Annotated in this window: 24 protein-coding genes; 13 read left to right on the top strand and 11 right to left on the bottom strand. The window is 67.5% G+C overall.

The genetic code is table 11. The features are described 5' to 3' along the window. Positions 1-6: 6 nt before the first annotated feature. From AAYO93_RS04720 to AAYO93_RS04735, 4 genes are read right to left on the bottom strand one after another with little or no spacing between them, the layout of a single operon-like run. On the bottom strand, positions 7-1,014 hold the full coding sequence (locus tag AAYO93_RS04720; RefSeq protein WP_345763856.1) for an AAA family ATPase: 1,008 nt from the start codon (positions 1,012-1,014) through the stop codon (positions 7-9). Next, the gene (locus AAYO93_RS04725; protein ID WP_345763857.1) at positions 1,011-2,288 is read right to left on the bottom strand and encodes a DUF4350 domain-containing protein; all 1,278 of its coding nucleotides are present in this window, start codon (positions 2,286-2,288) and stop codon (positions 1,011-1,013) included. The genes AAYO93_RS04720 and AAYO93_RS04725 overlap by 4 nt, the downstream gene beginning before the upstream one ends. Continuing rightward, on the bottom strand, positions 2,285-2,938 hold the full coding sequence (locus tag AAYO93_RS04730) for a DUF4129 domain-containing protein (RefSeq protein ID WP_434056669.1): 654 nt from the start codon (positions 2,936-2,938) through the stop codon (positions 2,285-2,287). Before AAYO93_RS04730 ends, AAYO93_RS04725 begins: the two co-directional genes overlap by 4 nt. A gap of 5 nt (positions 2,939-2,943) precedes the next feature. Beyond that, positions 2,944-4,209 carry a hypothetical protein gene (locus AAYO93_RS04735; RefSeq protein ID WP_345763859.1) on the bottom strand — a complete coding sequence of 422 codons (1,266 nt, stop codon included), beginning with the start codon at positions 4,207-4,209 and terminating at the stop codon, positions 2,944-2,946. Positions 4,210-4,383: 174 nt separating this feature from the next. Between AAYO93_RS04735 and mtrA the strand changes: the two genes are divergently transcribed. The 6 genes from mtrA to secA all read left to right on the top strand — a co-directional run bounded on the left by mtrA (position 4,384) and on the right by secA (position 13,010). Then, positions 4,384-5,067, top strand: coding sequence for an MtrAB system response regulator MtrA (mtrA, locus tag AAYO93_RS04740; RefSeq protein WP_345763860.1), 684 nt, complete (start codon positions 4,384-4,386; stop codon positions 5,065-5,067). Positions 5,068-5,126: 59 nt separating this feature from the next. Then, positions 5,127-6,743, top strand: coding sequence for an MtrAB system histidine kinase MtrB (mtrB, locus tag AAYO93_RS04745; protein WP_345764817.1), 1,617 nt, complete (start codon positions 5,127-5,129; stop codon positions 6,741-6,743). Beyond that, positions 6,740-8,458 carry an LpqB family beta-propeller domain-containing protein gene (locus AAYO93_RS04750; RefSeq protein WP_345763861.1) on the top strand — a complete coding sequence of 573 codons (1,719 nt, stop codon included), beginning with the start codon at positions 6,740-6,742 and terminating at the stop codon, positions 8,456-8,458. The genes mtrB and AAYO93_RS04750 overlap by 4 nt, the downstream gene beginning before the upstream one ends. 95 nt (positions 8,459-8,553) lie before the next feature. Next, on the top strand, positions 8,554-9,264 hold the full coding sequence (locus AAYO93_RS04755) for a ComF family protein (protein ID WP_345763862.1): 711 nt from the start codon (positions 8,554-8,556) through the stop codon (positions 9,262-9,264). A gap of 88 nt (positions 9,265-9,352) precedes the next feature. Then, positions 9,353-10,054, top strand: coding sequence for a ribosome hibernation-promoting factor, HPF/YfiA family (gene hpf / locus AAYO93_RS04760; RefSeq protein ID WP_345763863.1), 702 nt, complete (start codon positions 9,353-9,355; stop codon positions 10,052-10,054). Between the two features lie 148 nt (positions 10,055-10,202). Beyond that, positions 10,203-13,010, top strand: coding sequence for a preprotein translocase subunit SecA (gene secA / locus AAYO93_RS04765; protein ID WP_345763864.1), 2,808 nt, complete (start codon positions 10,203-10,205; stop codon positions 13,008-13,010). Between the two features lie 35 nt (positions 13,011-13,045). Here the strand turns inward: secA and AAYO93_RS04770 are convergent, their stop codons facing one another. Further along, positions 13,046-13,900, bottom strand: coding sequence for a helix-turn-helix transcriptional regulator (locus AAYO93_RS04770; protein WP_345763865.1), 855 nt, complete (start codon positions 13,898-13,900; stop codon positions 13,046-13,048). A 112-nt stretch (positions 13,901-14,012) separates the two neighbouring features. Between AAYO93_RS04770 and AAYO93_RS04775 the strand changes: the two genes are divergently transcribed. After that, positions 14,013-14,708, top strand: a complete 696-nt coding sequence (locus tag AAYO93_RS04775) for an SDR family NAD(P)-dependent oxidoreductase (RefSeq protein ID WP_345763866.1) — start codon at positions 14,013-14,015, stop codon at positions 14,706-14,708. A gap of 25 nt (positions 14,709-14,733) precedes the next feature. Here AAYO93_RS04775 and AAYO93_RS04780 read toward each other — a convergent pair whose 3' ends face one another. Beyond that, on the bottom strand, positions 14,734-15,195 hold the full coding sequence (locus AAYO93_RS04780; RefSeq protein ID WP_345763867.1) for an Rv3235 family protein: 462 nt from the start codon (positions 15,193-15,195) through the stop codon (positions 14,734-14,736). Between the two features lie 225 nt (positions 15,196-15,420). Here AAYO93_RS04780 and AAYO93_RS04785 point away from each other — a divergent pair, with 225 nt between their 5' ends. Both AAYO93_RS04785 and AAYO93_RS04790 read left to right on the top strand, forming a co-directional pair. After that, positions 15,421-16,914: a sensor histidine kinase gene (locus AAYO93_RS04785; RefSeq protein ID WP_345763868.1), complete on the top strand. Its 1,494-nt coding sequence runs from the start codon at positions 15,421-15,423 to the stop codon at positions 16,912-16,914. Between the two features lie 82 nt (positions 16,915-16,996). Continuing rightward, entirely contained in the window at positions 16,997-17,302 is a 306-nt protein-coding gene (locus tag AAYO93_RS04790; RefSeq protein ID WP_345763869.1) for a hypothetical protein, read from the top strand. 78 nt (positions 17,303-17,380) lie between these two features. Here AAYO93_RS04790 and AAYO93_RS04795 read toward each other — a convergent pair whose 3' ends face one another. Beyond that, complete coding sequence (locus AAYO93_RS04795) at positions 17,381-17,629, bottom strand: WhiB family transcriptional regulator (protein ID WP_055890939.1); 249 nt, start codon at positions 17,627-17,629, stop codon at positions 17,381-17,383. Between the two features lie 213 nt (positions 17,630-17,842). Here AAYO93_RS04795 and AAYO93_RS04800 point away from each other — a divergent pair, with 213 nt between their 5' ends. Continuing rightward, positions 17,843-18,265 (top strand): hypothetical protein, encoded by a 423-nt coding sequence (locus AAYO93_RS04800; protein WP_345763870.1) that lies wholly within the window; start codon positions 17,843-17,845, stop codon positions 18,263-18,265. A gap of 35 nt (positions 18,266-18,300) precedes the next feature. Beyond that, complete coding sequence (locus AAYO93_RS04805) at positions 18,301-19,032, top strand: DUF1684 domain-containing protein (RefSeq protein WP_345763871.1); 732 nt, start codon at positions 18,301-18,303, stop codon at positions 19,030-19,032. A 51-nt stretch (positions 19,033-19,083) separates the two neighbouring features. Here the strand turns inward: AAYO93_RS04805 and bcp are convergent, their stop codons facing one another. Genes bcp through aroA form a run of 3 tightly spaced genes read right to left on the bottom strand, consistent with a single transcriptional unit; the run spans position 19,084 to position 22,056 of the window. Further along, the gene (gene bcp / locus AAYO93_RS04810) at positions 19,084-19,560 is read right to left on the bottom strand and encodes a thioredoxin-dependent thiol peroxidase (RefSeq protein WP_345763872.1); all 477 of its coding nucleotides are present in this window, start codon (positions 19,558-19,560) and stop codon (positions 19,084-19,086) included. Positions 19,561-19,569: 9 nt separating this feature from the next. Further along, the gene (rsgA, locus tag AAYO93_RS04815; protein ID WP_345764818.1) at positions 19,570-20,631 is read right to left on the bottom strand and encodes a ribosome small subunit-dependent GTPase A; all 1,062 of its coding nucleotides are present in this window, start codon (positions 20,629-20,631) and stop codon (positions 19,570-19,572) included. A 51-nt stretch (positions 20,632-20,682) separates the two neighbouring features. Beyond that, the gene (gene aroA, locus AAYO93_RS04820; protein WP_345763873.1) at positions 20,683-22,056 is read right to left on the bottom strand and encodes a 3-phosphoshikimate 1-carboxyvinyltransferase; all 1,374 of its coding nucleotides are present in this window, start codon (positions 22,054-22,056) and stop codon (positions 20,683-20,685) included. Positions 22,057-22,122: 66 nt separating this feature from the next. Here aroA and AAYO93_RS04825 point away from each other — a divergent pair, with 66 nt between their 5' ends. Both AAYO93_RS04825 and AAYO93_RS04830 read left to right on the top strand, forming a co-directional pair. Continuing rightward, a complete protein-coding gene (locus AAYO93_RS04825) occupies positions 22,123-22,800 on the top strand; it encodes a sigma-70 family RNA polymerase sigma factor (RefSeq protein ID WP_345763874.1) in 678 nt (225 codons plus the stop codon). Continuing rightward, entirely contained in the window at positions 22,797-23,045 is a 249-nt protein-coding gene (locus AAYO93_RS04830) for a zf-HC2 domain-containing protein (protein ID WP_345763875.1), read from the top strand. Before AAYO93_RS04825 ends, AAYO93_RS04830 begins: the two co-directional genes overlap by 4 nt. A 16-nt stretch (positions 23,046-23,061) precedes the next feature. Here the strand turns inward: AAYO93_RS04830 and AAYO93_RS04835 are convergent, their stop codons facing one another. Continuing rightward, positions 23,062-23,844, bottom strand: a complete 783-nt coding sequence (locus AAYO93_RS04835; RefSeq protein WP_345763876.1) for a VOC family protein — start codon at positions 23,842-23,844, stop codon at positions 23,062-23,064. Between the last annotated feature and the right edge of the window lies 1 nt (position 23,845).

Genomic DNA, 23,845 nt, shown 5'->3' on the forward strand with positions numbered 1-23,845 from the left:
GCGACTCTAGATCGGGACCTGGACCTGCTGGACGATCGAACGGAGGATCGCATCCACCTCGACGCCTTCCAGCTCGGCCTCCGGACGCAACTGAACGCGATGACGCCACACCGGCAGGAGCATGGCCTGGACGTGGTCGGGCGTGATCGAGTCGTAGCCGGACAGCCAGGCCCAGGCCTTCGCCGCCGCGAGCAGGGCCGTGGTCCCGCGTGGGCTGACGCCGAGTTTGACCGAGGGGCTGCGCCGTGTCGCCCGGGCGAGGTCGACGATGTAGGCGAGCACATCCGTCGACGCCCCGACCGACGCTGCCGCGGCGCGAGCGGCGGCGAGCTCTTCCGCGCCGAGCACCGGCGTCACGCCGGCAGCGGCGAGGTCGCGCGGGTTGAAGCCGGCCGCATGGCGCCGAAGCACCTCGACCTCGCTCTCGCGCTCCGGGATGTCGAGCGTCAGTTTGAGCAGGAACCGGTCGAGCTGGGCTTCGGGCAACGTGTACGTGCCCTCGTATTCGATGGGGTTCTGAGTGGCTGCGACGATGAACGGGTCGGGGAGGAGCCGGCTGACGCCGTCGACGCTCACCTGGCGCTCCTCCATGGCCTCCAGCAGCGCGGACTGCGTTTTCGGGGGCGTGCGGTTGATCTCGTCGGCCAGGAGGATGTTCGTGAAGACGGGTCCCTCCCGAAACTGGAAGCCCCCGGTCTGGCCGTCGTAGACCAGCGAGCCGGTGACGTCGCCCGGCATCAGGTCGGGCGTGAACTGGATGCGGCGCGTCTGCAGGCTGAGCGCCTGGCTCAGGGATCGCACGAGGAGCGTCTTCGCAACACCGGGAACGCCTTCGAGGAGCACGTGGCCACGTGCGAGCAGGGCGATGATCAGGCCCGTCACCGCGCCGTCCTGCCCGACCACGGCCTTCCCGACCTCGGTGCGGACCCGGCTGAGCGCCATTCGAAGAGCGGCGCTGTCCGCTGCGGGGGCGCTTGCGGCCGGCGGGGTCGATTCCGTGGAGACGTCGGTCATGGTTCCATTCTTCCGGTCGGACGGTCGTTTGCGGGATTGACGGCCGCCAGTGTGGCCGATTCGAGTCGGGCGAGCCGATCGGACAGCGACACGAGCTGGGCGTCCGTTCGCGGCTGCGCATCGACGAGCAGCTCGCGCACCGAGGTCCGGGCGGTCCCGGTCAGGGCAGCGACCGTATCGCACACCTCGTCGACGGATGCCGTGGATGCCAGGCCTACAGCAGCACCGAGCCGGCCGATGGCGCCGATCCGCAGGCTGTCGAGGGCGCGCAGCCGGGCCGAGGACCGCTGGTAGAGGCGTGCGCGCCCCTCCATCGTCTCGCCGCTGCGCACGAGGACCGGCAGGTTCTCGACAACCAGCGGGCCGAAGCGGCGGCCCCGCCAGACGGCCGAGGCGATGAAGACCACGACGAGGAGGAGTACGAGCGGGGTGACCCAGCCCGGTGTCAGCGCGTTGAGGTCGGGCGGACCGCTCGCGGGGACGTCCTGCAGAGTCGGCAGGTACCAGACCAGCGATGGATGCTCGCCGAGGAGGTTGAGGGCGAGCGCTGCGTTGCCCGCGCGTGCGATTCCCTCGTTCTCGAGGACGCTGGTCGAGCCGATGAGCTGGAGCGTCGTCCCGCTCGCCGTGTCACTGACGAACGCGAACCCGCCGTCGCCCGTGGGGAAGCATCCGGTCGGTGCAGTGCCCGCGTCGCCGGCTGAGATCCGCAGCACGGGCGACTTCGCCGTGGGCTCGATCGTCTGCGCCCGGTTCGCGGCGAGCACGCTGCACGACGCGGCGAGCGCCCCGGTTCTCGTCGCGGTGCCTGCGTTGTGGGCGGCGGGCGCCAGGGAGTGGAGCGCCGCGAAACCGGGATCCACGACGACCAGCGTCGAGGCGCGGGTCTGGAGTTCTGTGTAGCGGTTCTCGTCGAGATAGCCCTGGGGGTCGTAGACGAGGATCGTGCCGTCACCGGGCGCAAGCTCGCGTACCTGAGCGATGGTGGACGCGGTCTTCACGTCGACCCCCTGCTGCCGCAGGACCTCGACGAGCGCCTTGGCGCCGGCGGGAGCGGGGTTCGCGGCACCGAGAGGTGTGCCCTGGTTGTGGCCACCCGTCGCGAGAAGGCCGATCGCCGCGACCAGGACCGCGATGATCGCGAGGACGATCCATCCGACGCTGCGCCGGGCGACCTGTCTCGGAGACGAGGAGATCGCGGGCGCATCTGGGGCGGGATCCGCCACCGACGACTGGTCGGGTGCGGTAGTCGGCGCCGAATCGGTCATCGTCATCGGGCCGCCACCTCCTCGAGAGGATCGGCGAGTGCTGACGGACGTGCAGCCTGCAGGGCCGTGTCGAGCGCGACCAGCTCGTCGTACTGCGCCTGCGTGGCCGAGCCTCCGAGATAACGCACGCGGTCGAAGGTGCGCGCAGCGTTCGCGAGGCGCTGGCTCTCGGCAGGAACGGCGGATGACGCGCGTGCGGCGAATCCGTTCGCCGTCGTACCGGGCAAGAGCATCACGATCGTCCGCTCGTCGAGGGACTGGGCGATCGCGCGGAACCGCTCTTCGAGGGCGAGCGTCCAGTCGCCGGTCGCCGCGGCACGGTCGGATGCCCTCCGGAGAGTCGCCGAGTCCCTCGCATCCTCCGCGCCAAAGAGCGTTTCGCTCCCCAGCCGGCTCCGCCGGTTGATGCGCGGAAGCCCGAAGACGACGAACGCGACGACGAGCAGCACTACGGCCACGAGGACGATGACGACGAGGAGCAGGCCGCTGAAACGTCCGCCCCCGGCGGAGAACAGGGAGGCGAGCCAGTCCTGCACCGCCTTGGAGGCCAGGTCGAACCAGGTCGGCTTCGCTGCCTGGTACTCGGGTTTCGCAAGTTCCTGGACGACCCAGTCGTGCGCCTGGGGAGCGTCGGGGTCCACCGGGATGGACGTCACCGGCCTCATGTGCCGGGAGGGGCCGTCGCTGCAGCGGGCGGCTCGGCCGGCTGATACGGATCGGGCAGGCCGGCGACCCCGCTCTGACGTGCTTCGACGAACCGGATGAGGTGCAGGTCGAGCCCCTCTTTGCGCATCCGCAGGTCGAGGTAGATCAGAGCGACCGCGGACGACTGCACCACAGCCATCACGGCACCGATCACGGCGCTCACGACCGTGGAGATCACGTTGATGCCGAGCTGGGACAGGAACACCTGCGCCACCGAAGGGTCGGAGGCCGACGGGCCGAGGCCGGTCGGGTTCACGAGGATGGTGACGAAGCCGCCGACGAGCGCGATCGGAGTGGTGATGATCTGCGTGACGAAGTAGACGATCAGCCCGATGAGCACGATGACGCCCAGCGTCTTCCAGAAGAAACCACGTGTGAGGCCCCAGGAGCGCGCCATCGACGCGCCGATGCCGAGACGCTCGAGCACGATCGCGCTCGGGACGAGTGCGAGTTTCGTGTTGAGCCACACGACGACGACGGCGCCGAGACCGGCGACGACCGAGTACGCGACACCGGCCCCGATCATCGCCTGGCCGCCGGCGAAGATCACGACGGCGATGGTCGCGAGGACTCCGACCCCGACGGTGAGCGCGACCGAGAGCAGGAGCGTCCAGCCGATCAGCGCGCCGATGCGCGATCGGGTGAGCCGCCACAGCGATCCGAGAGTGAGTTTCTCGCCGAGGGTCTCACGTGCCACCTCGTTGACCACGATGCCCTGCAGGAGCGACGTCGAGACGGCGGAGACCAGGATCGAGACGAGGCCGAGGACTATGGCCCAGCCGACGGCCCCGGCCTGGAGTGCCCCCTGGTCGGCCGCGGACGCGTTGTCCACGCGGCTGAAGAGAAGCGTCACACCGCCGATGATGAGCAGCGAGACGATCGCCTGCGGGATCCCCTGGATGAGGAGGGCGGCGCCGACGGTGACCTTCGGGTTGCGCCGGAGCACTTGGAAGGGTGCGCCGATGAGGGTCCCGAAACTGAGCGGACGCAAGGGGACGAGTCCGGGCTTCGGAGGGGGAGTCCAGCCCGGTTGCTGTCCGTACGGCGGAGGGGCTCCGTAGGCCTGCTGACCGTAGCCCTGCTGCCCGTAGGGATACGGCGGCGGGGGCGGTGGTGGCGGCACACTGTCCGGCGCGTACTCGCCGTAGCGGGGCTGAGGCGCAGGTGCGCTACCCGGTGCCCGCCAGTTCTCCTCGGCGGGCCCTGGTTGCTCTCCAGTCACGTGATCGCTCCTTCTACCCCGGTTCCGGTGCGGATTCCGTTACCATGCTGGCACATCAGTGCGCATCCGCTCGTCAGGCGTTCACGATCCGTGCAGGTGTCTCGACTACTCTTGTGCAAGAAGTTCTATGGCTTGCCGCGCACCAGCCGCGGCGCCCCAGCGGGAAACGGGTATATGAACGGTCGCATCCTGGTTGTCGACGACGACACCGCCCTGGCCGAGATGATCGGCATCGTGCTGCGCACGGAGGGCTTCGATCCGCAATTCTGCGAAGACGGCGCGCTCGCGCTCGATGTGTTCCGCACGTCCAAGCCCGACCTCGTGCTGCTCGACCTGATGCTCCCCGGCCTCGACGGAATCGAAGTGTGCGGGCGCATCCGTGCAGAGTCGGGTACGCCGATCATCATGCTGACCGCGAAGTCGGACACGGCGGATGTGGTCAAGGGCCTCGAATCCGGCGCCGACGACTACATGGTCAAGCCGTTCAACCCCAAGGAGCTCGTGGCGCGCATCCGCACCCGGCTCCGGCCGGCGCCGGCCGCCCCCGCGGTCGAGCAGCTGCGGATCGGCGACCTCGTCCTCGATGTCGCCGGGCACGAGGTCAGACGGGGCGAGACGCGGATCAACCTCACTCCGCTCGAGTTCGACCTCCTGCTCGCGCTCGCTTCCAAGCCTCAGCAGGTCTTCACGAGGGAGATGCTGCTCGAGCAGGTCTGGGGCTACCACTACAAGGCAGACACCCGGCTGGTGAACGTCCATGTGCAGCGACTCCGGGCGAAGGTCGAGGACGACCCGGACAACCCGAGGATCGTCATGACCGTGCGCGGGGTCGGATACCGCGCAGGCGCAGTCACCTAGGAGTTCGGGTGGCCGAGGATTCGCGTACCCGCAGGGTGGGCTGGCGGCGGTGGTGGCAGATGGCACCGGCGCGGGCCGCCCACCTCTGGCGTACCTCGCTCCAGGTGCGCACGGTGACGATCACCCTGGCGCTGACCGGTATCGCCATCCTCGTGACCGGCATCTACATGTCACTCAGCATCGCGAACGATCTCTACCAGTCGCGCCTCGACCAGGCCCTCCGTGATTCGAGCCGCGCGACGACTGCGGCCCAGACCACCCTGAACGCGTCGGACATCACCGGCGGCGACTCCGTGAGGAATCTGCTGGATTCCGCACTGCAGACGGTCAAGGCGTCGACGTCGAGCCGGTTGATCGCCGCATTCCGCGTGCCCGGCCAGGATTCGACGTTCCTCGCGCCCGCCGACCGGTCGAGCCCCGGCCTGTCCGGCGATGTCATCTCCGATCAGCTGCGCACGGCCGTCCAGCACGGCGGGACGAAGCAGTTCTACCAGTCGGTGAAACTCCCCGGCGCGAACGGGGCGACCGACCCCGGGATCGTCGTCGGGTCGCAGCTGACGCTCCCCGTCGTCGGGCATTACGAGCTGTACATCGGCTACGACCTGAGTGACGCCGAGAGCACCCTGCTCTTCGTCCAGAGCACCCTGCTGCTCGCCGGCCTCGCCCTCATCCTGCTCATCGGCGCGGTGACGTGGGTGATCGTCCGGTTCGTCGTCCGCCCGATCAGGGTGGCGGCCGAGACGAGCGAGAGACTGGCGGCCGGAGACCTCGCTGTGCGCATGCCGGAGAAGGGGGAAGACGTCTTCACCTCGCTCGCGCGCTCGTTCAACGGGATGGCCGACAGCCTCCAGAGCCAGATCAACCAGCTGGCGACGCTGTCGCAACTCCAGCAGCGCTTCGTATCGGACGTCTCGCACGAACTGCGGACGCCGCTGACGACCATCCGGCTCGCAGGCGACGTCATCTACGACCAGCGCGAATCCTTCCCTCCGGCGACGGAGCGCACCGCAGAGCTGCTCCACACCCAGATCGAACGGTTCGACCTGCTGCTGTCCGACCTCCTCGAGATCAGCCGGTACGACGCCGGTTCCGTGGTGCTCGACCCCGAGCCGACCAATCTGGTCCGGCTCGCCGAGGACGCGATCGACGGGATGCACTCCCTCGCCGAACAGAACGGCAGTGAACTGAGACTCGAAGCGCCGGGCGGCTACTTCGAGGTCGGGATGGATCCGCGCCGCATCCGCCGCATCGTGCGCAACCTCCTCGGCAACGCCATCGAGCACGGGGAGGGCCGGCCCGTCGTGGTCACGGTCGACAGCAACGAGAGCGCTGTGGCCCTCGCAGTGCGCGACTACGGGCTCGGGATGAACCAGCAGGAGGTCAACCATGTGTTCGACCGGTTCTGGCGCGCCGACCCGTCGCGCAAGCGCACCATCGGCGGAACCGGCCTGGGGCTCGCGATCTCGCTCGAGGACGCGACCCTGCATTCGGGCTGGCTGCAGGTCTGGTCCGCGCCGGGCGCCGGCTCCTGTTTCCGGCTGACATTGCCACGCGTGCCCGGCCGGGGCATCGCGTCCTCACCGCTTCCGCTTCCTCCCGATGACGCCGGGGCCACCGGCGAGATGCCCGTCGTCGGCTCCGCCGCCGATAAGGCCGGGACGGAGGTGCACCCGTGAGCCGCCGATTCGCGGCGCGGGTCCGCATCCTCGCCGTCGTTGCCGCCTTCGCGGCGGCGCTCGCCGGCTGTGCGAGCATCCCCGATGATGGTCCGGTCCGCCAGGGCGCGCCGATAGCCCAGCGCAACGATCCGCTCGACCTCGACTTCAACCCGTCGCCGCCGGCGACGGGGGCGACACAGGACCAGATCGTCCACGGGTTCATCGATGCGGCGTCCAGCCCGAAGAACGACTTCCAGATCGCGCGGGAATACCTGACGGCATCGATGTCGTCGTCCTGGAACCCGAACGAGTCCGTCACGGTCGACCAGGGCACCGGCAGGCTGTATAACCAGCTCGCGAACGGATCGTCGTCGGCCCGCTGGCAGGTCGACGTGACCCCGGTCGCGAACGTCGATTCGGTCGGCGCGTACCACGGGGTGTCGTCGTCCACGCCGATCTCCCTCCGCTACGACCTGGTGAAGGTGAACGGCGAGTGGCGCATCTCGGTCGCCCCCAACGGGGTCGTCATCGATGACCCGACCTTCCGTGCCGTCTACGCACCCCAGACCCTGTACTTCTACAACGCTTCGTTCACCTATCTCGTGCCCGATCTGCGCTGGTTCCCGTCGCGGGTCGGAAACGCGGCCACCAGGGTGACGAACGCCGTGCTGGCCGGCCCGGCGAAATGGCTGGTCGGTGCCGTGACCTCGGCCTTCCCGCCCGGTACGCAGCTGGCCCTGCCCTCGGTCACGATCTCGAACGGGCGAGCGGACGTCGACCTCAGCTCGCAGGCGGGACAGGCGGATGCCCTCACACTGCAACGCATGAAATACCAGCTGGAGCAGAGCCTGGGTTCGATCGTGTCGTCCGTCCAGTTGTCGATCGAGGGGACGACGCAGAGTGTCGCGGGTCTCTCGGCGGCCAACGCGCCCATCCAGGATCCCCAGGTCGACAATCACGCGCTCGCCTACCGCAACGGGCAGTTCGGCCTGCTGTCGGCGACGACGGTCGAGGACATCCCCGGCATCTCGACAAAGGTCGCGTCGCTGCATCCGACCTCAGCGTCGCTGACCGCGAACCACGACACCGCGGTGGTCCTCTCGCAGGGGCACGTCTACGTCGTCCGCAAGGCCGACGCGGCGCCGCTGCGTGTGGATGCGCGTGCTGGACTGATCGCGCCGGCCGTCGACAACTACGGGTACGCGTGGTCCGTTCCCGCGGATAAGCCGGGCGCGCTCGTCGGAATCGGGTCGGACGCGGTCCAGAAGGCGATCAAGACGAACTGGCCGAACGCGACGCGCATCGTGTCGCTCCAGGTCTCCCGCGACGGAACCCGAGTGATCGCCGTCCTGCTGTCCGGCTCGACGTACTCGCTGGTCGCGTCGGGAATCGTGCGAGGTCAGGACAATCTGCCCACGTCGCTCACGGAGCCGATCGAACTCGGATTCGGTCCCGGCAAGCCGCTGTCGGCCACCTGGATCGATCAGCTGAACGTGGCGGTGCTGAGCAACACCGGCCAGGACGGCACAGCGATAGCCCTCCAGCAGATCGGGGGGACGCTGAGCTCGACGACCGGGCCGGCGAGCGGAGCGACGATCGTCGGCGCGGCGGGTCTGTCGTCGTACCTGGTGCTGACCTCCGACGGTTCGCTCCAGGCGCCGACCGGCACGGGCTGGCAGGCGCAGGCGGACAAGGTCGGTGCGCTGGGAACGCAGCTGGGGCAGCCCCAGTAGCCCTGTCATCCCTCCACAACCGAGGGAGCCGTCCACTCCTCCACAGATCTGGTGACAGTGACCGTGACTGGTTCCTCCACCCGGATGATGGAGTGATGGGAGAGCTGGTTACGATGCTGCGCGAGGCGTGGCTGGATGCGCTCGCGGTCGTGGCGCCGACGGAGTGCAGTGGATGCGGGGCTCCCGATCGCGCACTCTGCGTCAGCTGTCGAGCCGATCTCGCTCCCGTCCCGACACCCGTCGACCTGTCCGGTGTCCCCGTCTGGGCGGCGCTCGACTACGGTTCCGTCCCGAGATCGGTGCTTCTCGCGTTCAAGGACGGCGGGCGAACGGATGCTGCGCCGGTGCTCGCCGGCGCGCTGCGCGCTGCGATCGCGTCCGCACTGCGCGACGGCCGAGCCTGCGGTGGCGAACCCGGCATCCGTATCGCCACCATCCCGTCGACGCGCGCTGCGTTCCGGCGTCGCGGCTACCACCCGGTCGAACTCCTCCTCGCACGCTCCGGCCTGCGCAGCGAACGGGTGCTCCGACCGATCCGGCGCGCGGCCGACCAGGCGTCGCTCGGTGCGGCGGAACGGGCCCTGAATCGTGCAGGTTCGCTACGCTGCATGCCGCGGGCAGCAGGGCGGACCTACCTTCTGGTCGACGACATCCTGACCACCGGATCCACGCTCCGCGAGGCCGCGCGGGCGCTCAGGCGGGCCGGTGCGAGCGTCGCGGGAGCGGCCGTCGTGGCCAGAACGGAGCGTCGCGACGGGTTGAACGGATGGGATCAGGTTCCGGCCGGATTCACGGGTGACTTATGAACGGGTCGGCACTACGGTAGGTGAAAAGGCGTGGATGACTCGCCCTTCGTGATCCGGGCGGTGTGACACGCCGATCAGGGAGGCCCTCATGGAAATCAACATCGTCGGACGCAACCTCGGCATCACCGATCGATTCCGTGAATACGCGACGGAGAAGGCCGCTAAGGTCACTCATCTCGCAGAACGCGCGATCACTTTCGAGATCAAAGTGAGCCGTCACAACGAGAAGCTCGGCAGCCAGAACGGCGATGACCGGGTCGAGCTCACGTTGGTCGGGCCGGGGGCAGTGGTGCGCGCCGAAGCGACGGGCACCGACAAGTATGCCGCGTTCGACGTTGCCATCGCCCGTCTCCTGGAGCGTGTGAGACGTGCGAAGGACAGGCGGAAAGTGCATCGTGGCCAGCATCGACCGACCTCGCTCCGCGAGGCGAGCACAGGCGGGTTCAGTGTGGTCGACATCACCCCGGCGCCGGTCGCCGTTCTCGATCAGGTGCGCACGGGTGCGATTCCCGTCATCGCGGACGAGGTCGAGCCGACCGAGGACTCGGACGACTACTGCCCGGTCGTCATCCGCAAGAAGGTCTTCGCGTCCGTTCCGATGACCGTCGATGATGCGCTCTACTACATGGAGCTCGTCGGCCACGACTTCTACCTCTTCATCGACCAGGAGTCGACCCGGCCGAGCGTCGTCTACCGCCGCAAAGGCTGGGACTACGGTGTGATTTCGCTCGACGAAGACGCCGATGAACTGCAGGAGGTCGCGACAGCGAGCCGAAAGCTCGCCCACTGAGGCTGTGACCTTGTTCGGGGGCCGAGCAGGCTCAGCCCCCAAACAAGTAGCATTGCTATAGTTGCCGGCTGCGGTCGGTTAGTCACCCGTGCGTCCGGCCGGACGACAGGCGCGCATCGCGCCCAGACATACAAAGTGGAGTGCATCAGTGGCCTCAGTACTGGAAAAGGTTCTCCGTGTCGGCGAGGGACGGATCCTTCGCAAGCTCGAGGGATACGCCAAGGCGGTCAACGCTCTCGAAGACGACTTCCAGGAACTCACCGACGAGGAACTGAAACACGAGACCGTCGAGTTGCGGGAGCGTTACAGCAACGGCGAGTCCCTCGACGATCTGCTGCCCGAGGCGTTCGCCGCCGTTCGCGAGGCCGCGAAGCGCACCCTCGGGATGCGTCACTTCGACGTGCAGATCATGGGCGGGGCAGCACTGCACCTCGGCAACATCGCAGAGATGAAGACCGGTGAGGGCAAGACTCTCGTCGCCACGACCGCCGCCTACCTCAACGCGATCGCCAGCCGCGGCGTCCACGTCGTGACGGTGAACGACTATCTCGCGAGCTACCAGAGCGAGCTGATGGGCCGCGTCTTCCGCGCACTCGGAATGTCGACCGGCGTGATCCTCGCGGGCCAGACCCCGGAGGAGCGGCGCGAGCAGTACGCCGCCGACATCACCTACGGCACGAACAACGAGTTCGGGTTCGACTACCTGCGCGACAACATGGCGTGGCAGGCGAGTGACATGGTCCAGCGCGGGCACTTCTTCGCCATCGTCGACGAGGTCGACTCGATCCTCATCGACGAGGCCCGCACGCCGCTGATCATCTCGGGCCCGGCATCGGGTGAGGCCAACCGGTGGTTCAACGAGTTCGCGAGCCTCGCGAACCGTCTCACGCCCGACGTCGACTACGAAGTCGACGAGAAGAAGCGCACCGTCGGTGTCCTCGAGCCCGGGATCGAGAAGGTCGAGGACTACCTCGGCATCGACAACCTCTACGAATCGGCGAACACCCCGCTCATCTCGTTCCTGAACAACGCCATCAAGGCGAACGCCCTGTTCAAGCGCGACAAGGACTACGTCGTGATGAACGGAGAGGTGCTCATCGTCGACGAGCACACCGGCCGCATCCTCATGGGCCGCCGCTACAACGAGGGCATCCACCAGGCGATCGAGGCGAAAGAGGGTGTCGCGGTCAAGGCCGAGAACCAGACCCTTGCGACCGTGACCCTGCAGAACTACTTCCGCCTCTACAAGAAGCTCTCCGGGATGACCGGTACCGCCGAGACCGAGGCGGCCGAGTTCATGAGCACGTACAAGCTCGGCGTCGTTCCCATCCCGACGAACAAACCGATGCAGCGCCTCGACCAGTCCGACCTCGTCTACAAGAACGAGGAGGCCAAGTTCGGCCAGGTCGTCGAAGACATCGTCCGGCGCCACGAGAAGGGGCAGCCGGTCCTCGTCGGCACGACGAGCGTCGAGAAGAGCGAATACCTGTCGCGCCTGCTCGCCAAGAAAGGCGTGCGCCACGAGGTACTCAACGCGAAGAACCACGCCCGCGAGGCGGCGATCGTCGCCCAGGCCGGACGTCTCGGCTCGGTCACAGTCGCCACCAACATGGCGGGCCGCGGCACCGACATCATGCTCGGTGGCAACGCCGAGTTCATCGCCGTCGCAGAGATGAACGCGCGAGGTCTCTCGCCTGTGGAGACGCCCGACGAGTACGAAGCCGCGTGGGACGACGTCTACGACGAGATCAAAGCGACGGTCCAGGAAGAGGCGGACAAGGTCATCGACGCCGGCGGACTCTACGTCCTCGGCACCGAACGGCACGAATCGCGTCGCATCGACAATCAGCTGCGCGGACGCAGCGGCCGTCAGGGCGACCCGGGGGAGAGCCGTTTCTACCTCTCGCTGACCGACGACCTGATGCGACTGTTCAACGCGGGCGCGGCAGAGAGCCTGATGGGCCGTGGAAACGTGCCCGACGACCTTGCGATCGAGTCCAAAGTCGTGAGCCGAGCCATCCGTAGCGCGCAGTCGCAGGTCGAAGCGCGAAACGCCGAGATCCGCAAGAACGTGCTCAAGTACGACGACGTGCTGAACCGCCAGCGCGAGGCCATCTACAGTGACCGCCGACACATCCTCGAAGGTGATGACCTCCACGAGCGCACGCAGAAGTTCCTGACCGATGTGATCGACGAAGTCCTCGACTCGCACACCGGCGACGGAAACGGCGACGACTGGGACTTCGACGCCCTGTGGAACGAGCTCAAGACGCTCTATCCGGTGGGCGTGACGATCGATGAGGTCATCGCTGAAGCCGGCAACCGCGGGCGTATCAATCGCGACTTCATGCGGCGAGAGATCCTCTCCGACGCACGGCTGGCCTACCAGCGTCGCGAGGAGAGTCTGGGCTCGCCGGCGATGCGTGAACTCGAACGCCGTGTCGTCCTCTCGGTGATCGACCGCCGCTGGCGCGACCACCTGTACGAGATGGACTACCTGAAAGACGGAATCGGCCTGCGCGCGATGGCGCAGCGCGATCCGCTGGTCGAGTACCAGCGCGAAGGCTACGCGATGTTCCAGCAGATGATGGGGCAGATCCGCGAGGAGACCGTCGGCTTCCTGTTCAACCTCGAAGTCGAGGTCAACCAGGGGCCGGGTGAGGTCGCCGGGCCTTCGGTCGCGGCGAAGGGACTCGCCCGTGCCGAAGCCGAACAGCAGCGGCTGAGCTACTCGGCACCGAGTGACTCGGGCGGCGTCGAGGTGCGCAACCAGCGCGGCCAGCTCGAGCAGGCCGCGACGGACCGCGCACAACGGGCGCAGGCCGAGGCCAATGCTCCGGCGCAGCAGGCCCAGCAGGGTCCCCCCCAGCGTGGTGCTTTCGGGCAGCGCGTCGAGGCTGACCAGGCTCCGGTCAACCGTGCCGAGCGGCGGGCGCAGGACAAGAAGCGCCGCTGAGTTCTCCAGAATCGCGTGCGCCTGCCTGAATCAGGTCAGCGCCGCGATCCGGATCCGATGACGCCGAGGAGTGCGAGCTTCTCGGCGTCATCGCTGCCCGCCGACGCGGAGTAGACGACGAGGCGCAGGTCGCTGCCCTGCACGGACAGCACATCGCAGTCGAGTGTGATCGTGCCGAGTTCGGGATGAGCGATCATCTTCCTGTCCGTTGAGCGCACAGCCACATCGGCTCGCGCCCACAGGTCGGCGAATCGCTCCGAGTTCTGCGTGAGGTCGACGATCAGAGCCTTCAGCGCCGCATCGTTCGGATACCGTCCGGTCGCTCGGCGCAGATCGGCCACCATCTCCGTCTCGAAGGCGGCCTTGTCGTCCGCCGAACGGATGACGCGACCTGCGTTCGCGGGCGGCGTGCCGGTGAAGAAGCGCCAGGCCAGGTTGCGGTCCCGTGCGGACTCGCCGGCCGGCTCGCCCATGAGGGCCACGAAGAGGGCGTTGCCAGAAACGTATGTCCACGCCGCGTCGAACACGGCGACGGGGAGGTCGCGCATCCTCTCGGTCATCCGCTGGATCCCGGGTGTGACGTGGGCGTCGATCACGCCGGAGCCCGGAGGAACGAGCTGCGCGAGCGCGAAGAGGTGGTTGCGTTCCGCGGTCGTCAGCATCAGTGCCCGGGCAAGCGCGGTGAGTACCTGCGCCGACGGATGCACCGCACGGCCCTGCTCCAGCCGCGTCAGATAGTCGACGGACAGCCCGGCACGCGCCGCGACATCTTCGCGGCGCAGGCCGGGGGAGCGACGCTGACCGCTGAGGGACGCACCCGCATCATCTGCGTCGGCGCGGTCGCGCCAGGCACGCAGTGTGCGGCCGAGTTCGCGTACATCGACGGTCATGATCCGAGTATCCCGCACCGACCCGGCGTCCGGCCGGCGGGAGGGTAGGACTGGCGGTCCCAGGCTGCGCCGGGCACTGGGCGCGGGGGAGGATCCGGCGCAGGATCGAAGCATGACCATCACACTCATCTCGGGAGCCAACAAGGGCCTCGGCCTCGAAGCCGCTCGTCGTCTCGTACTGCTCGGCCACACCGTCTACCTCGGCGCACGGGATCGTGAGGCGGGTGAGCACGCCGCTGCCGACGTCGGCGGCACCTTCGTTCCGTTCGACATCACCGACGACGAGTCCGTCGCCGGCGCGGTGGAGTTCATCGGGGCCAGGGAGGGCGTGCTCGACGTCCTCGTGAACAACGCGGGAATCTCAGGCGGCCGCATCCCTGCGCTCGAGACCACCGCTGACGACGTCGCGAGAGTGTTCGCTACGAACGTTCTCGGGATCGTGCGCGTGACGCACGCTTTCGTCCCGCTCCTGGACCGTTCGGACGCTCCGGTGGTCGTCAACGTCGGAAGCGGGATGGGATCCCTCACGGTGACGACCGATTCGTCGCGGTTCGAGTCGACCCTGACAGGGCTCGCCTATCCTGCCTCGAAGGCGGCCGTCTCGATGATCACGTCCCAGTACGCGAAGGCGTTGCCCCGGTTCCGGGTGAACGTTGTGGATCCGGGTTACACCGCCACCGACCTCAACGGCCACCGGGGCACGCAGACCGTCGAAGAAGGGGCGACGGCTATCGTCGCCATGGCGAGCATCGGCCCGGACGGACCGACCGGAACATTCGTCGACCGGAACGGTACCGTCCCCTGGTAGTGCTCTCCCTCGGCGCCGGAGCAGGTCAGAGCACGTTGATCGCGCTCGCTCGCCATCGGCCGTCGAAGGATTCGAGCCGGATGGCGACGGCACGTGAGCGGGTCCGCTGGTGCACGACGACGACGGCTTCGATCGCGTTGTCGCGAGGAAAGGTGATTCGGGGTTCCCCGACCGTGAGCTGCGGGCGGCGAACTGTGCCACCGGTGATGGCTCTCGCCCGGCTCGCGAGCACGACTCTCTTGAGAAGGTGACGATAGACGTCGTCGGTCACCCACCGGGACAACTGGTCGAGTCCGCGGACCCCGGCGAGCACTTCGACCACACAGCGTGCGAGGTTGACCAGGAGTGTGGCCGGGTCCGGAAGGCCGAATCGGGATGGGGCCTGGGCGGCGAAGTACTGGTCGCGCGAGCTTGGCGCGGCCCCTCGCGAAGGTCGTCGGCGAGACTCGGCAGTGTGCTCGCGGTCGTCGTTTAGCGCATGGCTCAATGTGTTCCCCTCGATCAGAGCCCGCCGCTCGGCGGACAGCATGGTTCAGCGCGTCGTGGCGATCGACGTGCGATCGTGACCCTGGGCCCGCCCTGCCCCGGGTGTCGGACGCGCTGATCTGCAACTCAAGCAGTAATCGCGTGCGGCTGTCCAGAGATCAGGAGCTGTGTGGATAACTCCGGGACGGGGACGGCATGCTGAGCGCGTCTGCCTAGACTATGAAGCGTGTCGACGCTCAGTGATCTCGTGCTTGCCCAGGGCCGCTCCTCGGAGGTCGACGTCGACTGGCTGCACATGCTCGTCGGCGACTGGCAGCTTCTGGCCGATCTCGCGTTCGCCGACATCGTCCTCTGGGTGCCTACGAACGACGGCAGTTTCGTCGCTGTCGCCCATGCACGACCGTCGAGCGCCGCGACGCTGTTCTACCGCGATTTCGTGGGCCAGCGCATCAAAGCCGAGTGGCGCCAGCAGGTCACAGAGGCGTTCGAGACCAAGCGCATCATCGATACGTCCGCACCTGACTGGTTCGAGGAGACACCCACCCGGGTGCGCGCCGTGCCCGTGATCCGTCGGCTGAGTGCTGTGTCGCCGCAGACCGCGGATCAGCCGGTCGCGGTGATCACCCGACACACGAACCTGAGCGAAGCACGCACGCCGAGCCGACAGGAGCTCACGTTCAACGACTGCGCCAACGACTTGTTCAACATGATCGCGACCGGTGACTTCCCCGACCTCGGGGCTCCCACCGGTCCTCGGCGTGGAGCTCCGCGTGCATCCGACGGTCTGCTCCGGCTCGACGTCGACGGGGTGACGACCTTTGCGAGCCCCAACGCGCTGTCTGCGTTCAACCGCATGGGCTTCACCGACGAGCTCGAAGGCGAATCGCTCGCCGAGGTCACCACCCGGCTGCTCAGTGGGCGGATGGCGGTCGACGAGTCCCTGCCGCTCGTCGTCACAGGGAGGGCGCCGTGGCGCACCGACATTGAGGCGCGCGGTGTCACCGTGTCGCTGCGGGCGATCCCGATCCGCAATCGCGGAGAGCGTGTCGGCGCGATCGTGCTCTGTCGCGACGTGAGCGAGCTGCGTCATCAGGAGCGGGAACTCATCACCAAGGACGCGACCATCCGCGAGATCCACCACCGGGTGAAGAACAACCTCCAGACGGTTGCCTCGCTGCTGCGCATCCAGGCCAGGAGAACGCACTCCGACGAAGCGCGCGAAGCCCTCAGCCAGGCGATGCGGCGCGTTGCAGCGATCGCCGTTGTGCACGACACCCTGTCGACGGGTCTCGCGCAGATCGTCGACTTCGATGACGTCTTCGATCGCGTGCTGCTCCTCGTGGCCGAGGTGGCGTCGAGCCACAACACGACCGTCCACCCCAAGTCGTCGGGGAGCTTCGGTGTGCTGCCCAGCGAATACGCGACCCCCCTCGCACTGGCGCTGACCGAACTGGTGACCAATGCTGTCGAGCATGGCCTCGCCGGCCGCGAAGGACAGGTCGAGATCATCGCCGACCGGTCAGACGACGCCCTCACCGTCAAGGTGGTCGACAACGGATCAGGGCTCCCTGAAGGCAAAGTCGGCTCCGGGCTCGGCACGCAGATCGTGCGAACTCTCATCCAGGGCGAGCTCGGCGGCACGATCGACTGGCACACGATGATGGGGCAGGGCACAGAGGTGACGATCGACGTCCCGTTGCGCTATCTCACCAAGGCCTGACAACCGCAGGCGGGCCCGGTCAGACGATCAGGGCCGATCGACCGTGAAGGGGAGCGACGTGCTCGACGGCAGGATTTTCGACATGGTGTCATCGACCGCGAGCGTCGTTTCCGACCCTCCCACGCGTTTCCGTTACAGCGAACGCGACGGAGTGGTGTGGGGCGAGTACCGAGGAGACACGGTCACCGAAGGCCGGTTCTGCGGCAGCAGAGAGGGCGACGTGCTGCGTGTCGCCTTCGTGCACCGGTCGACTGCGGGCGCGCTCGTATCGGGTGCGGCGACCTCGACCATTTCGCAGGACGCCGAAGGTCGTCTGGTGCTGACCGAGGACTTCACATCGCCGGACGGGTCGCCGGAGGTAAGCGTGTGCCGCGAAATCGGCGTTTAGACGCCGAGGATCCTCTGCGCTGCATCCAGGGCTAGGTGTGCAGATGTGCAGCGGCAGAGGCCTCGATGGCGCCCTACGTCAGGAAGCGCGACGGGCGCGAGCGGCGCGGCGCTTGAGCGCGCGGCGCTCGTCTTCGGAAAGTCCACCCCAGACGCCGGAGTCCTGACCGGTCTCCAGTGCGTACTGCAGGCAGATCTCGGTCACCGTGCAGCGTGCGCACACGGACTTGGCCTTGTCGATCTGGTCGACGGCGGGCCCGGTGTTGCCGACGGGGAAAAACAGTTCCGGGTCAGCGGTGAGGCAGGCTGCCTTGTCGCGCCAGTCCATGGGGGTGCTCCTTTGTTGCTGAGTGCATGGCCGATCGGCCTAGAATGCGGGGTAAGCGTCGAGTTACAGGGTGATTGATCCGTGGGGATGAGACCTGCCCACGACCCTGTGAGCGTCAACTCGACCTCAAATATGCTCCCATACTGGTTAAACCAAATCAATAGTTTTGTATGGGATAACCCTGTGAACACACGCTTGAAACCTTCGGATGATATGACGCCACGCGAAGAAGCCCCGGCCCCGGGGCGCCCACCGCTTCTCATTGCGCTCGCCGCGCTTCTCTTCCTCGAGGCGGCCGGCGCGATCGTTCTCGTCATCTGGCTGGTCGTCGAGCTCGTGACGGCCGGCTCCGCCGCGTACGCGAGCGGCATAGCCCTCGTTCTTCTGGCCGCTCTCGCGGCCGTGTGGATTCTCTTCACGGCCGTCTCGACCCTGCGTCTGAAGTCGTGGGTCCGCGCATCCGCTGTCACCTGGCAAGTGCTGCAGATCGCCGTCGCCATCGGCAGTTTCCAGGGCCTCTATGCTCGGCCGGACCTCGGCTGGGCGCTGCTCGTACCTGCGCTGGTCGGCATCGGTCTCGCCCTGTCGCCGTCCGTCGTGCGGGCCACGACGCGCAACAAACCGGAACACGATTAGCCTCGGCCGGAAAGAGCGACAAGACTTCGATGGTCATGCTGACCGCACCATCCACCGACGCCGCCAGAGCGGGCTATCCCGAATGGCGCGCGTGGCGCCTGGAGACCGTTACCGGGCCGACCGGCAATCTGAGCCTCATCGAGACTCGTTGGCTTCCTGACGGCGACGAGACGACCCTCGAGGATGCGCTCGCCGCCCATCCAGCCACGGTCGTCGCGACGCCTTTGCAGCGCCGCAACCTCGACACGGGCGAGCCTGAGCGAGGGATCCGGCTCTGGGATGCGGCGTCACCCGCAATCAATGCGTTCGAGACGGTCACGGCGTTCCCGTTCAACCCCGACTGGGTGATCGAAGCCGAGTTCACGCCGGTCTCGACCGCACGTACGGTGCCGTTCGAGCACATCCGGGACAACGGGGGCACCCGCGACCTGGTCGTTCCCGGCGACATCACCTTCACCCGCGACGGGGCCGACTATTCGCTGAGCGCCTTCGACGACGACGGCACCCTGCTTCTCGTCTTCGGCGACGCGAGCAACGGCGACGACGGTCCGCAGGGCACCTACGAGTCCGGCCGCTTCCTGTTCGTTCAGCGAGCCGGCGACGACCCGGCTCGGGTCATGCTCGACTTCAACCGCGCATTCGTTCCACCCTGCGGCTTCTCCGCACAGTACAACTGCCCGCTGCCGCCCCGGAACAACCGGTTCGGGTTCGTCGTCGACGCAGGCGAGAAACGGGTCGTCTTCCGCGACGGCTACGCCGTGCACTGACCTGTCGCGCGACCGACGTCACACGAGCACCCCGCCTGTGTCGACGACGGCTCAGGCGTCGATACCGAGCTTCTTGCGGAGGCTCGCCACGTGCCCGGTCGCTTTGACGTTGTACATTGGCAGCCGCACCGAGCCGTCGGGGTCCACGACGAAAGTCGAGCGGAGCACCCCGGTGACCGTCTTGCCATAGAGGACCTTCTCGCCGTAGGCGCCGTACGCCTGGTGGATCGCGAGATCCTGGTCGGACAGGAGAGGGAAGTTCAGCCCGTCGTGCTCCTGGAACTCCTTGTTCTTCGCTGGGGTGTCCTTCGAGATACCAATGACCTGATAGCCGGCGGACTTCAGCGAGTTGAGGTTGTCGCGGAAGTCGCAGGCCTCGGTGGTGCAGCCCGGCGTCATCGCGGCAGGGTAGAAGTAGACGATCACGTTCTGCCCGGCGAAGTCGCCCAGCGAGACGTCGTTCGAGTCCTGGTCTTTCAGAGTGAATGCGGGCGCGGTCGCACCGGCTTCGAGTCGTTCAGCAGTCATGCTCCAACGCTACCGCGAGCCGCCCGCGGCCACCCCGGCGAACGTCGTCAGAAGGCGCTGGAGCGAGTCGAGACGCGCGCGCCCCGTCTCGCCCAGGCGTCCATCCTCCACCGCCTCCTGGATCGCGCAGTCGGGAGCGTCGGGCAGATGCGTGCAGCCCCGCGGGCACTCCTCGGCTATGGCGGCCAGGTCGGTGAACGCCTTGAGGATGCTGTCGGTGTTGACGTGCCCCAGGCCGAACGAACGAACGCCGGGGGTATCGATCACCCAGCCGCGGCCCTCCGGAGTCTCCACCCGCAGGGAGACGGTCGATGACGACGTGTGTCGTCCGCGTCCGGTCACGGCGTTGACCACCCCGATCGCGCGTCGTGCGCCGGGTACGAGCTCGTTCACCAGGGTCGACTTGCCGACACCAGAATGTCCAACGACAACCGTGTCGTGGCCGATGAGCGCCGCGCGGATCGTGTCGACCGGGATGGCGTCCTCGCGGCTCGTGAACACAGGCAGGTCGAGGCCGGCGAAATTGTCGAGGAACTCGGACGGATCCGCGAGATCGATCTTCGTCACGCAGAGCATCGGCTCGATACCAGCGTCGTAGGCCGCGACGAGGTACCGGTCGACGAGCCTCGTCCGGGGCTCCGGGTTGGCGGCCGCGACGACGATGAGCATCTGGTCGGCGTTCGCCACGATGACGCGCTCCACCTCGTCGGTGTCGTCGGCGCTGCGGCGCAGGAGGGTCGTGCGGGGTTCTATGCGCACGATGCGGGCGAGGCTGCCCTCCTCGCCGCTGGTGTCGCCGACGATGGCGACGCGGTCGCCGGTGACGATCGCCTGGCGACGCAGTTCGCTTGCCCGTGCGGCGGTCAGTTGACGCTCGTCGGCTGTGTTCTCGTCGAGCATGACGGTGTAGCGGCCCCGGTCGACGCCCAGGATGCGCCCGATCTCGGCGTCGCTGTGCTCGGGGCGCGTCTTCGTGCGCGGGCGTGAGCCTTTGCGGTTCGGGCGACTGCGGATGCTCGACTCGTCGAACTCGTCGTCCTCGTCGTCGTCGCCGTCATCCCACCAGCTCACGGCATCCACCCGCTCATGGGATGCGCCTGTTCACAGGACCCGCCACGTCATCTAGGCTGCGCCTTCCGTGAGCATCGCCTGCCACAACTGTGTGAACTGGGGAAGCGTCTTCGCCGTCGTGGCGACGTTCTCGATCTCGACGCCGGGCACTGCGAGCCCGATGATCGCGCCTGCCGTCGCCATCCGGTGATCGTGGTAGCTGCGCCACACTCCGCCCTGGAGGGGCCGGGGCACGACGCGCAGCCCGTCCTCGAGCTCCGTGACGTCACCGCCCAGACCGTTGATCTCGGCGGCGAGGGCGGCCAGCCGATTGGTCTCGTGGTGGCGGATGTGCCCGATTCCGGTGATCTCGCTCGGTCCGTCTGCGAGGGCTGCGAGGGCGACGATGGCGGGGGCGAGCTCTCCGCCGGTCGAGAGATCGAGTGTGACGGCGCGGATTCCGCCCGCGCGGACACCGTCCGCAGACACTGTGAGCCGATCGCCGCTGAGGTCGACGGAGGCGCCGAAGAGCGGCAGGATGGCGGCGAGGTCCGCTCCGACCTGTGTCGTCGAGGCCGGCCATCCCGTGATCGTGACGCTGCCGCCGGCGACGAGCGCAGCTGCGAGGAACGGTGCGGCGTTGGAGAGGTCGGGCTCGATGTCCACGTCGGTCGCGCCGATCGTGCCGGCCGACACCATCCATTCACCGGCAGCAGGAGATTCGACAGCCACCCCGCGCGCGGCGAGGGCTGCGATCGTCATCTCGATGTGGGGAAGGCTCGGCAGGCGTTCGCCTTCATGGGTGAGGTGGAGTCCGTCGTCGAACCGTGCTGCCGAGAGGAGGAGGCCGGAGACGAACTGGCTCGACGACGACGCGTCGATGGTGATCCGGCCGCCGGTGACGCGCCCTGTGCCATGGACGGTGAACGGGAGGGTTCCGCGGCCGTCGTCGTTGATGTCGACGCCGAGAGCGCGCAGGGAGGTGATCATGGCCTTCATGGGCCGGCCGCGGGCCGAATCGTCCGCGTCGAAGGTCGTCGGTCCGAGGGCGAGACCGGCGACCGGGGGAACGAAGCGCATCACCGTGCCGGCCATGCCGCAGTCGATCGTCGTGCTTCCGAACAGTTCCTCCGCCGGAGTGACGCGAAGATCGGCGCCGAACGCCCCAGACCCCTGGACCTCCTCGATGCCGGTGCCGAGCGCCCGGAGCGCCTGCACCATGTTCGCGCTGTCGAGCGAGTGCAGGGGAGCGCGGATCAGCGACGGGCCGTCGGCCAGCGCCGCGAGGACGAGCTCCCGATTGGTCAGTGATTTCGAGCCCGGAAGCGAAACGGATGCGCGGAGCGGCCCGTCGGCGACCGGTGCCGGCCACAGCACATTGGGGTCGTCAGCAGCCCTGTCGCCGTACGGGTCGAAGTCGGGAGCGGAATATTTCGAGATCAGCATTGTTGTCAAGATTATCCGCGATCGGTCGCGGGGGAGGCGCAGAACCTGAGGAAGGACGGACAGAGCATGACGGCAACCGCTGTTCTGGCAGCTGAGCGTCCCTCGGAACTCGCAGAACGAGAGCTCTTGGCAGAACTAGACTGGCCCGTGATGACCACCGCACCAGAAGATCTCGGATCCCTCTTCGAAGAGCAGGCGCTCCCATTCATGGACCAGCTGTACGCAGCTGCCCTGCGGATGACGCGCAATCCAGCCGACGCGCAGGACCTCGTCCAGGAGACGTTCGTCAAGGCGTACGCGGCGTTCCGGCAGTTCGAGCAGGGCACGAACCTGAAGGCGTGGCTGTACCGCATCCTCACCAACACGTTCATCAACACCTATCGCAAGAAGCAGCGCGAGCCGTACCAGGGCACCATCGACGAGCTCGAGGACTGGCAGCTCGGCGGTGCGGAGTCGACGACGGCGTCGACCACGCGCTCGGCTGAAGCCGAAGCGATCGACCACCTGCCGGACAGCGCCGTGAAAGACGCTCTCCAGGCCATCCCGGAGGACTTCCGGATGGCGGTCTACTTCGCCGACGTCGAAGGCTTCTCCTACCAGGAGATCGCCGACATCATGAAAACCCCCATCGGCACCGTGATGAGCCGCCTCCATCGCGGTCGCCGGATGCTGCGGGAACTGTTGACTGACTACGCGCACGAGCGGGGGCTCTCCGCCGTGCAGACACCCAGGAGCGCGAAATGACCGACTGCGGCTGCGACAAAGCCAAGCAGGATCTCGAGGAGTACTTGCACAACGAGCTCTGCAACGAAGATGCTGCAGACATCCGTGAGCACCTCGCGAACTGCGCCGACTGCAACCACGAAGCGCACCTCGGTGTCGTGCTCACCGAAGTCGTGCAGCGGGCGTGCAAGGAGACGGCACCCGAGGTACTCCGCGCCCAGGTCCTGTTGAAGATCCGCGAACTGCAGTCGACGCACACGGTGTGAGCCGACCCGTTGGCGTTCAGCCGGCCATCACCGAACTGAGGACGAAGAAGCCGCCGGTGGAGTCGGTGACCTGGCAGAATCGCCCGAATTCGCTGTCCCATGGGTCACGGACTACGGCGCCGCCGAGCTCCGTCACCTGGGCAGCGCTCGCATCCACGTCCTCGACGCCGAAATAGACCAGCCAGCTCGACGGCATTCCCGGCGGGAGAACGGCCGCAGCGTCGTACACACCTCCGACCGGACTCTCTGGTGACGGGCCGAACGTCACATACCGGAAGTCCTCGGTGTCGCTGAGCACGGCGGGCTTCCAGCCGAACACATCAGTGTAGAAGCCGACCTGGCTGTCGAAATCGCGTGCGTTCAGTTCGTGCCACACGACCGAACCGACCTCGGCGGCCAACTCGTATCCGCGGTGCTCGGCGGGCTGCCAGAGTCCGACGGCGGCGCCACCCGGATCGCCGATGACGGCGAGCCTGCCCTGGTCGCCCACGGTCATCGTCGGCGCAAAGACCTGGCCGCCCGCTGCGACGACCGACGCCTCCGTCGTCTCCGCGTCCTCGACGAGCAGATAGGTCATCCACGCGTCGGGTGCGTCGGCGCCGCCCATCGCGCCGCCGAGCCCGGCCACGTTGTGTCCGTCCTTGTGGAACGTGATGTACCCGCCGTACTGGTCGTCGTCGGACACCCGGGGCTCCCAGCCGAACAGGGCGGAGTAGAAGTCGCGGGAGGCGGCGACGTCGTTGCTCATGAAGTCGACCCAGCACGGTTCGCCGAGCCGATGGGTGTTCAGGACGGGCATG

The organism is Diaminobutyricibacter sp. McL0608 (genome assembly GCF_039613825.1).
Taxonomy (GTDB): Bacteria; Actinomycetota; Actinomycetes; order Actinomycetales; family Microbacteriaceae; genus Diaminobutyricibacter.

What these genes read in the sequence shown, in the direction of transcription:
- AAYO93_RS04720 (WP_345763856.1), bottom strand. Translation starts at nt 1,014, where the DNA reads ATGACCGACGTCTCCACGGAATCGACCCCGCCGGCCGCAAGCGCCCCC.
- AAYO93_RS04725 (WP_345763857.1), bottom strand. Translation starts at nt 2,288, where the DNA reads ATGACGATGACCGATTCGGCGCCGACTACCGCACCCGACCAGTCGTCG.
- mtrA (WP_345763860.1), top strand. Translation starts at nt 4,384, where the DNA reads ATGAACGGTCGCATCCTGGTTGTCGACGACGACACCGCCCTGGCCGAG.
- mtrB (WP_345764817.1), top strand. Translation starts at nt 5,127, where the DNA reads ATGGCACCGGCGCGGGCCGCCCACCTCTGGCGTACCTCGCTCCAGGTG.
- AAYO93_RS04755 (WP_345763862.1), top strand. Translation starts at nt 8,554, where the DNA reads ATGGGAGAGCTGGTTACGATGCTGCGCGAGGCGTGGCTGGATGCGCTC.
- hpf (WP_345763863.1), top strand. Translation starts at nt 9,353, where the DNA reads ATGGAAATCAACATCGTCGGACGCAACCTCGGCATCACCGATCGATTC.
- AAYO93_RS04770 (WP_345763865.1), bottom strand. Translation starts at nt 13,900, where the DNA reads ATGACCGTCGATGTACGCGAACTCGGCCGCACACTGCGTGCCTGGCGC.
- AAYO93_RS04775 (WP_345763866.1), top strand. Translation starts at nt 14,013, where the DNA reads ATGACCATCACACTCATCTCGGGAGCCAACAAGGGCCTCGGCCTCGAA.
- AAYO93_RS04790 (WP_345763869.1), top strand. Translation starts at nt 16,997, where the DNA reads ATGGTGTCATCGACCGCGAGCGTCGTTTCCGACCCTCCCACGCGTTTC.
- AAYO93_RS04795 (WP_055890939.1), bottom strand. Translation starts at nt 17,629, where the DNA reads ATGGACTGGCGCGACAAGGCAGCCTGCCTCACCGCTGACCCGGAACTG.
- AAYO93_RS04800 (WP_345763870.1), top strand. Translation starts at nt 17,843, where the DNA reads ATGACGCCACGCGAAGAAGCCCCGGCCCCGGGGCGCCCACCGCTTCTC.
- AAYO93_RS04805 (WP_345763871.1), top strand. Translation starts at nt 18,301, where the DNA reads ATGCTGACCGCACCATCCACCGACGCCGCCAGAGCGGGCTATCCCGAA.
- bcp (WP_345763872.1), bottom strand. Translation starts at nt 19,560, where the DNA reads ATGACTGCTGAACGACTCGAAGCCGGTGCGACCGCGCCCGCATTCACT.
- aroA (WP_345763873.1), bottom strand. Translation starts at nt 22,056, where the DNA reads ATGCTGATCTCGAAATATTCCGCTCCCGACTTCGACCCGTACGGCGAC.
- AAYO93_RS04825 (WP_345763874.1), top strand. Translation starts at nt 22,123, where the DNA reads ATGACGGCAACCGCTGTTCTGGCAGCTGAGCGTCCCTCGGAACTCGCA.
- AAYO93_RS04830 (WP_345763875.1), top strand. Translation starts at nt 22,797, where the DNA reads ATGACCGACTGCGGCTGCGACAAAGCCAAGCAGGATCTCGAGGAGTAC.
- AAYO93_RS04835 (WP_345763876.1), bottom strand. Translation starts at nt 23,844, where the DNA reads ATGCCCGTCCTGAACACCCATCGGCTCGGCGAACCGTGCTGGGTCGAC.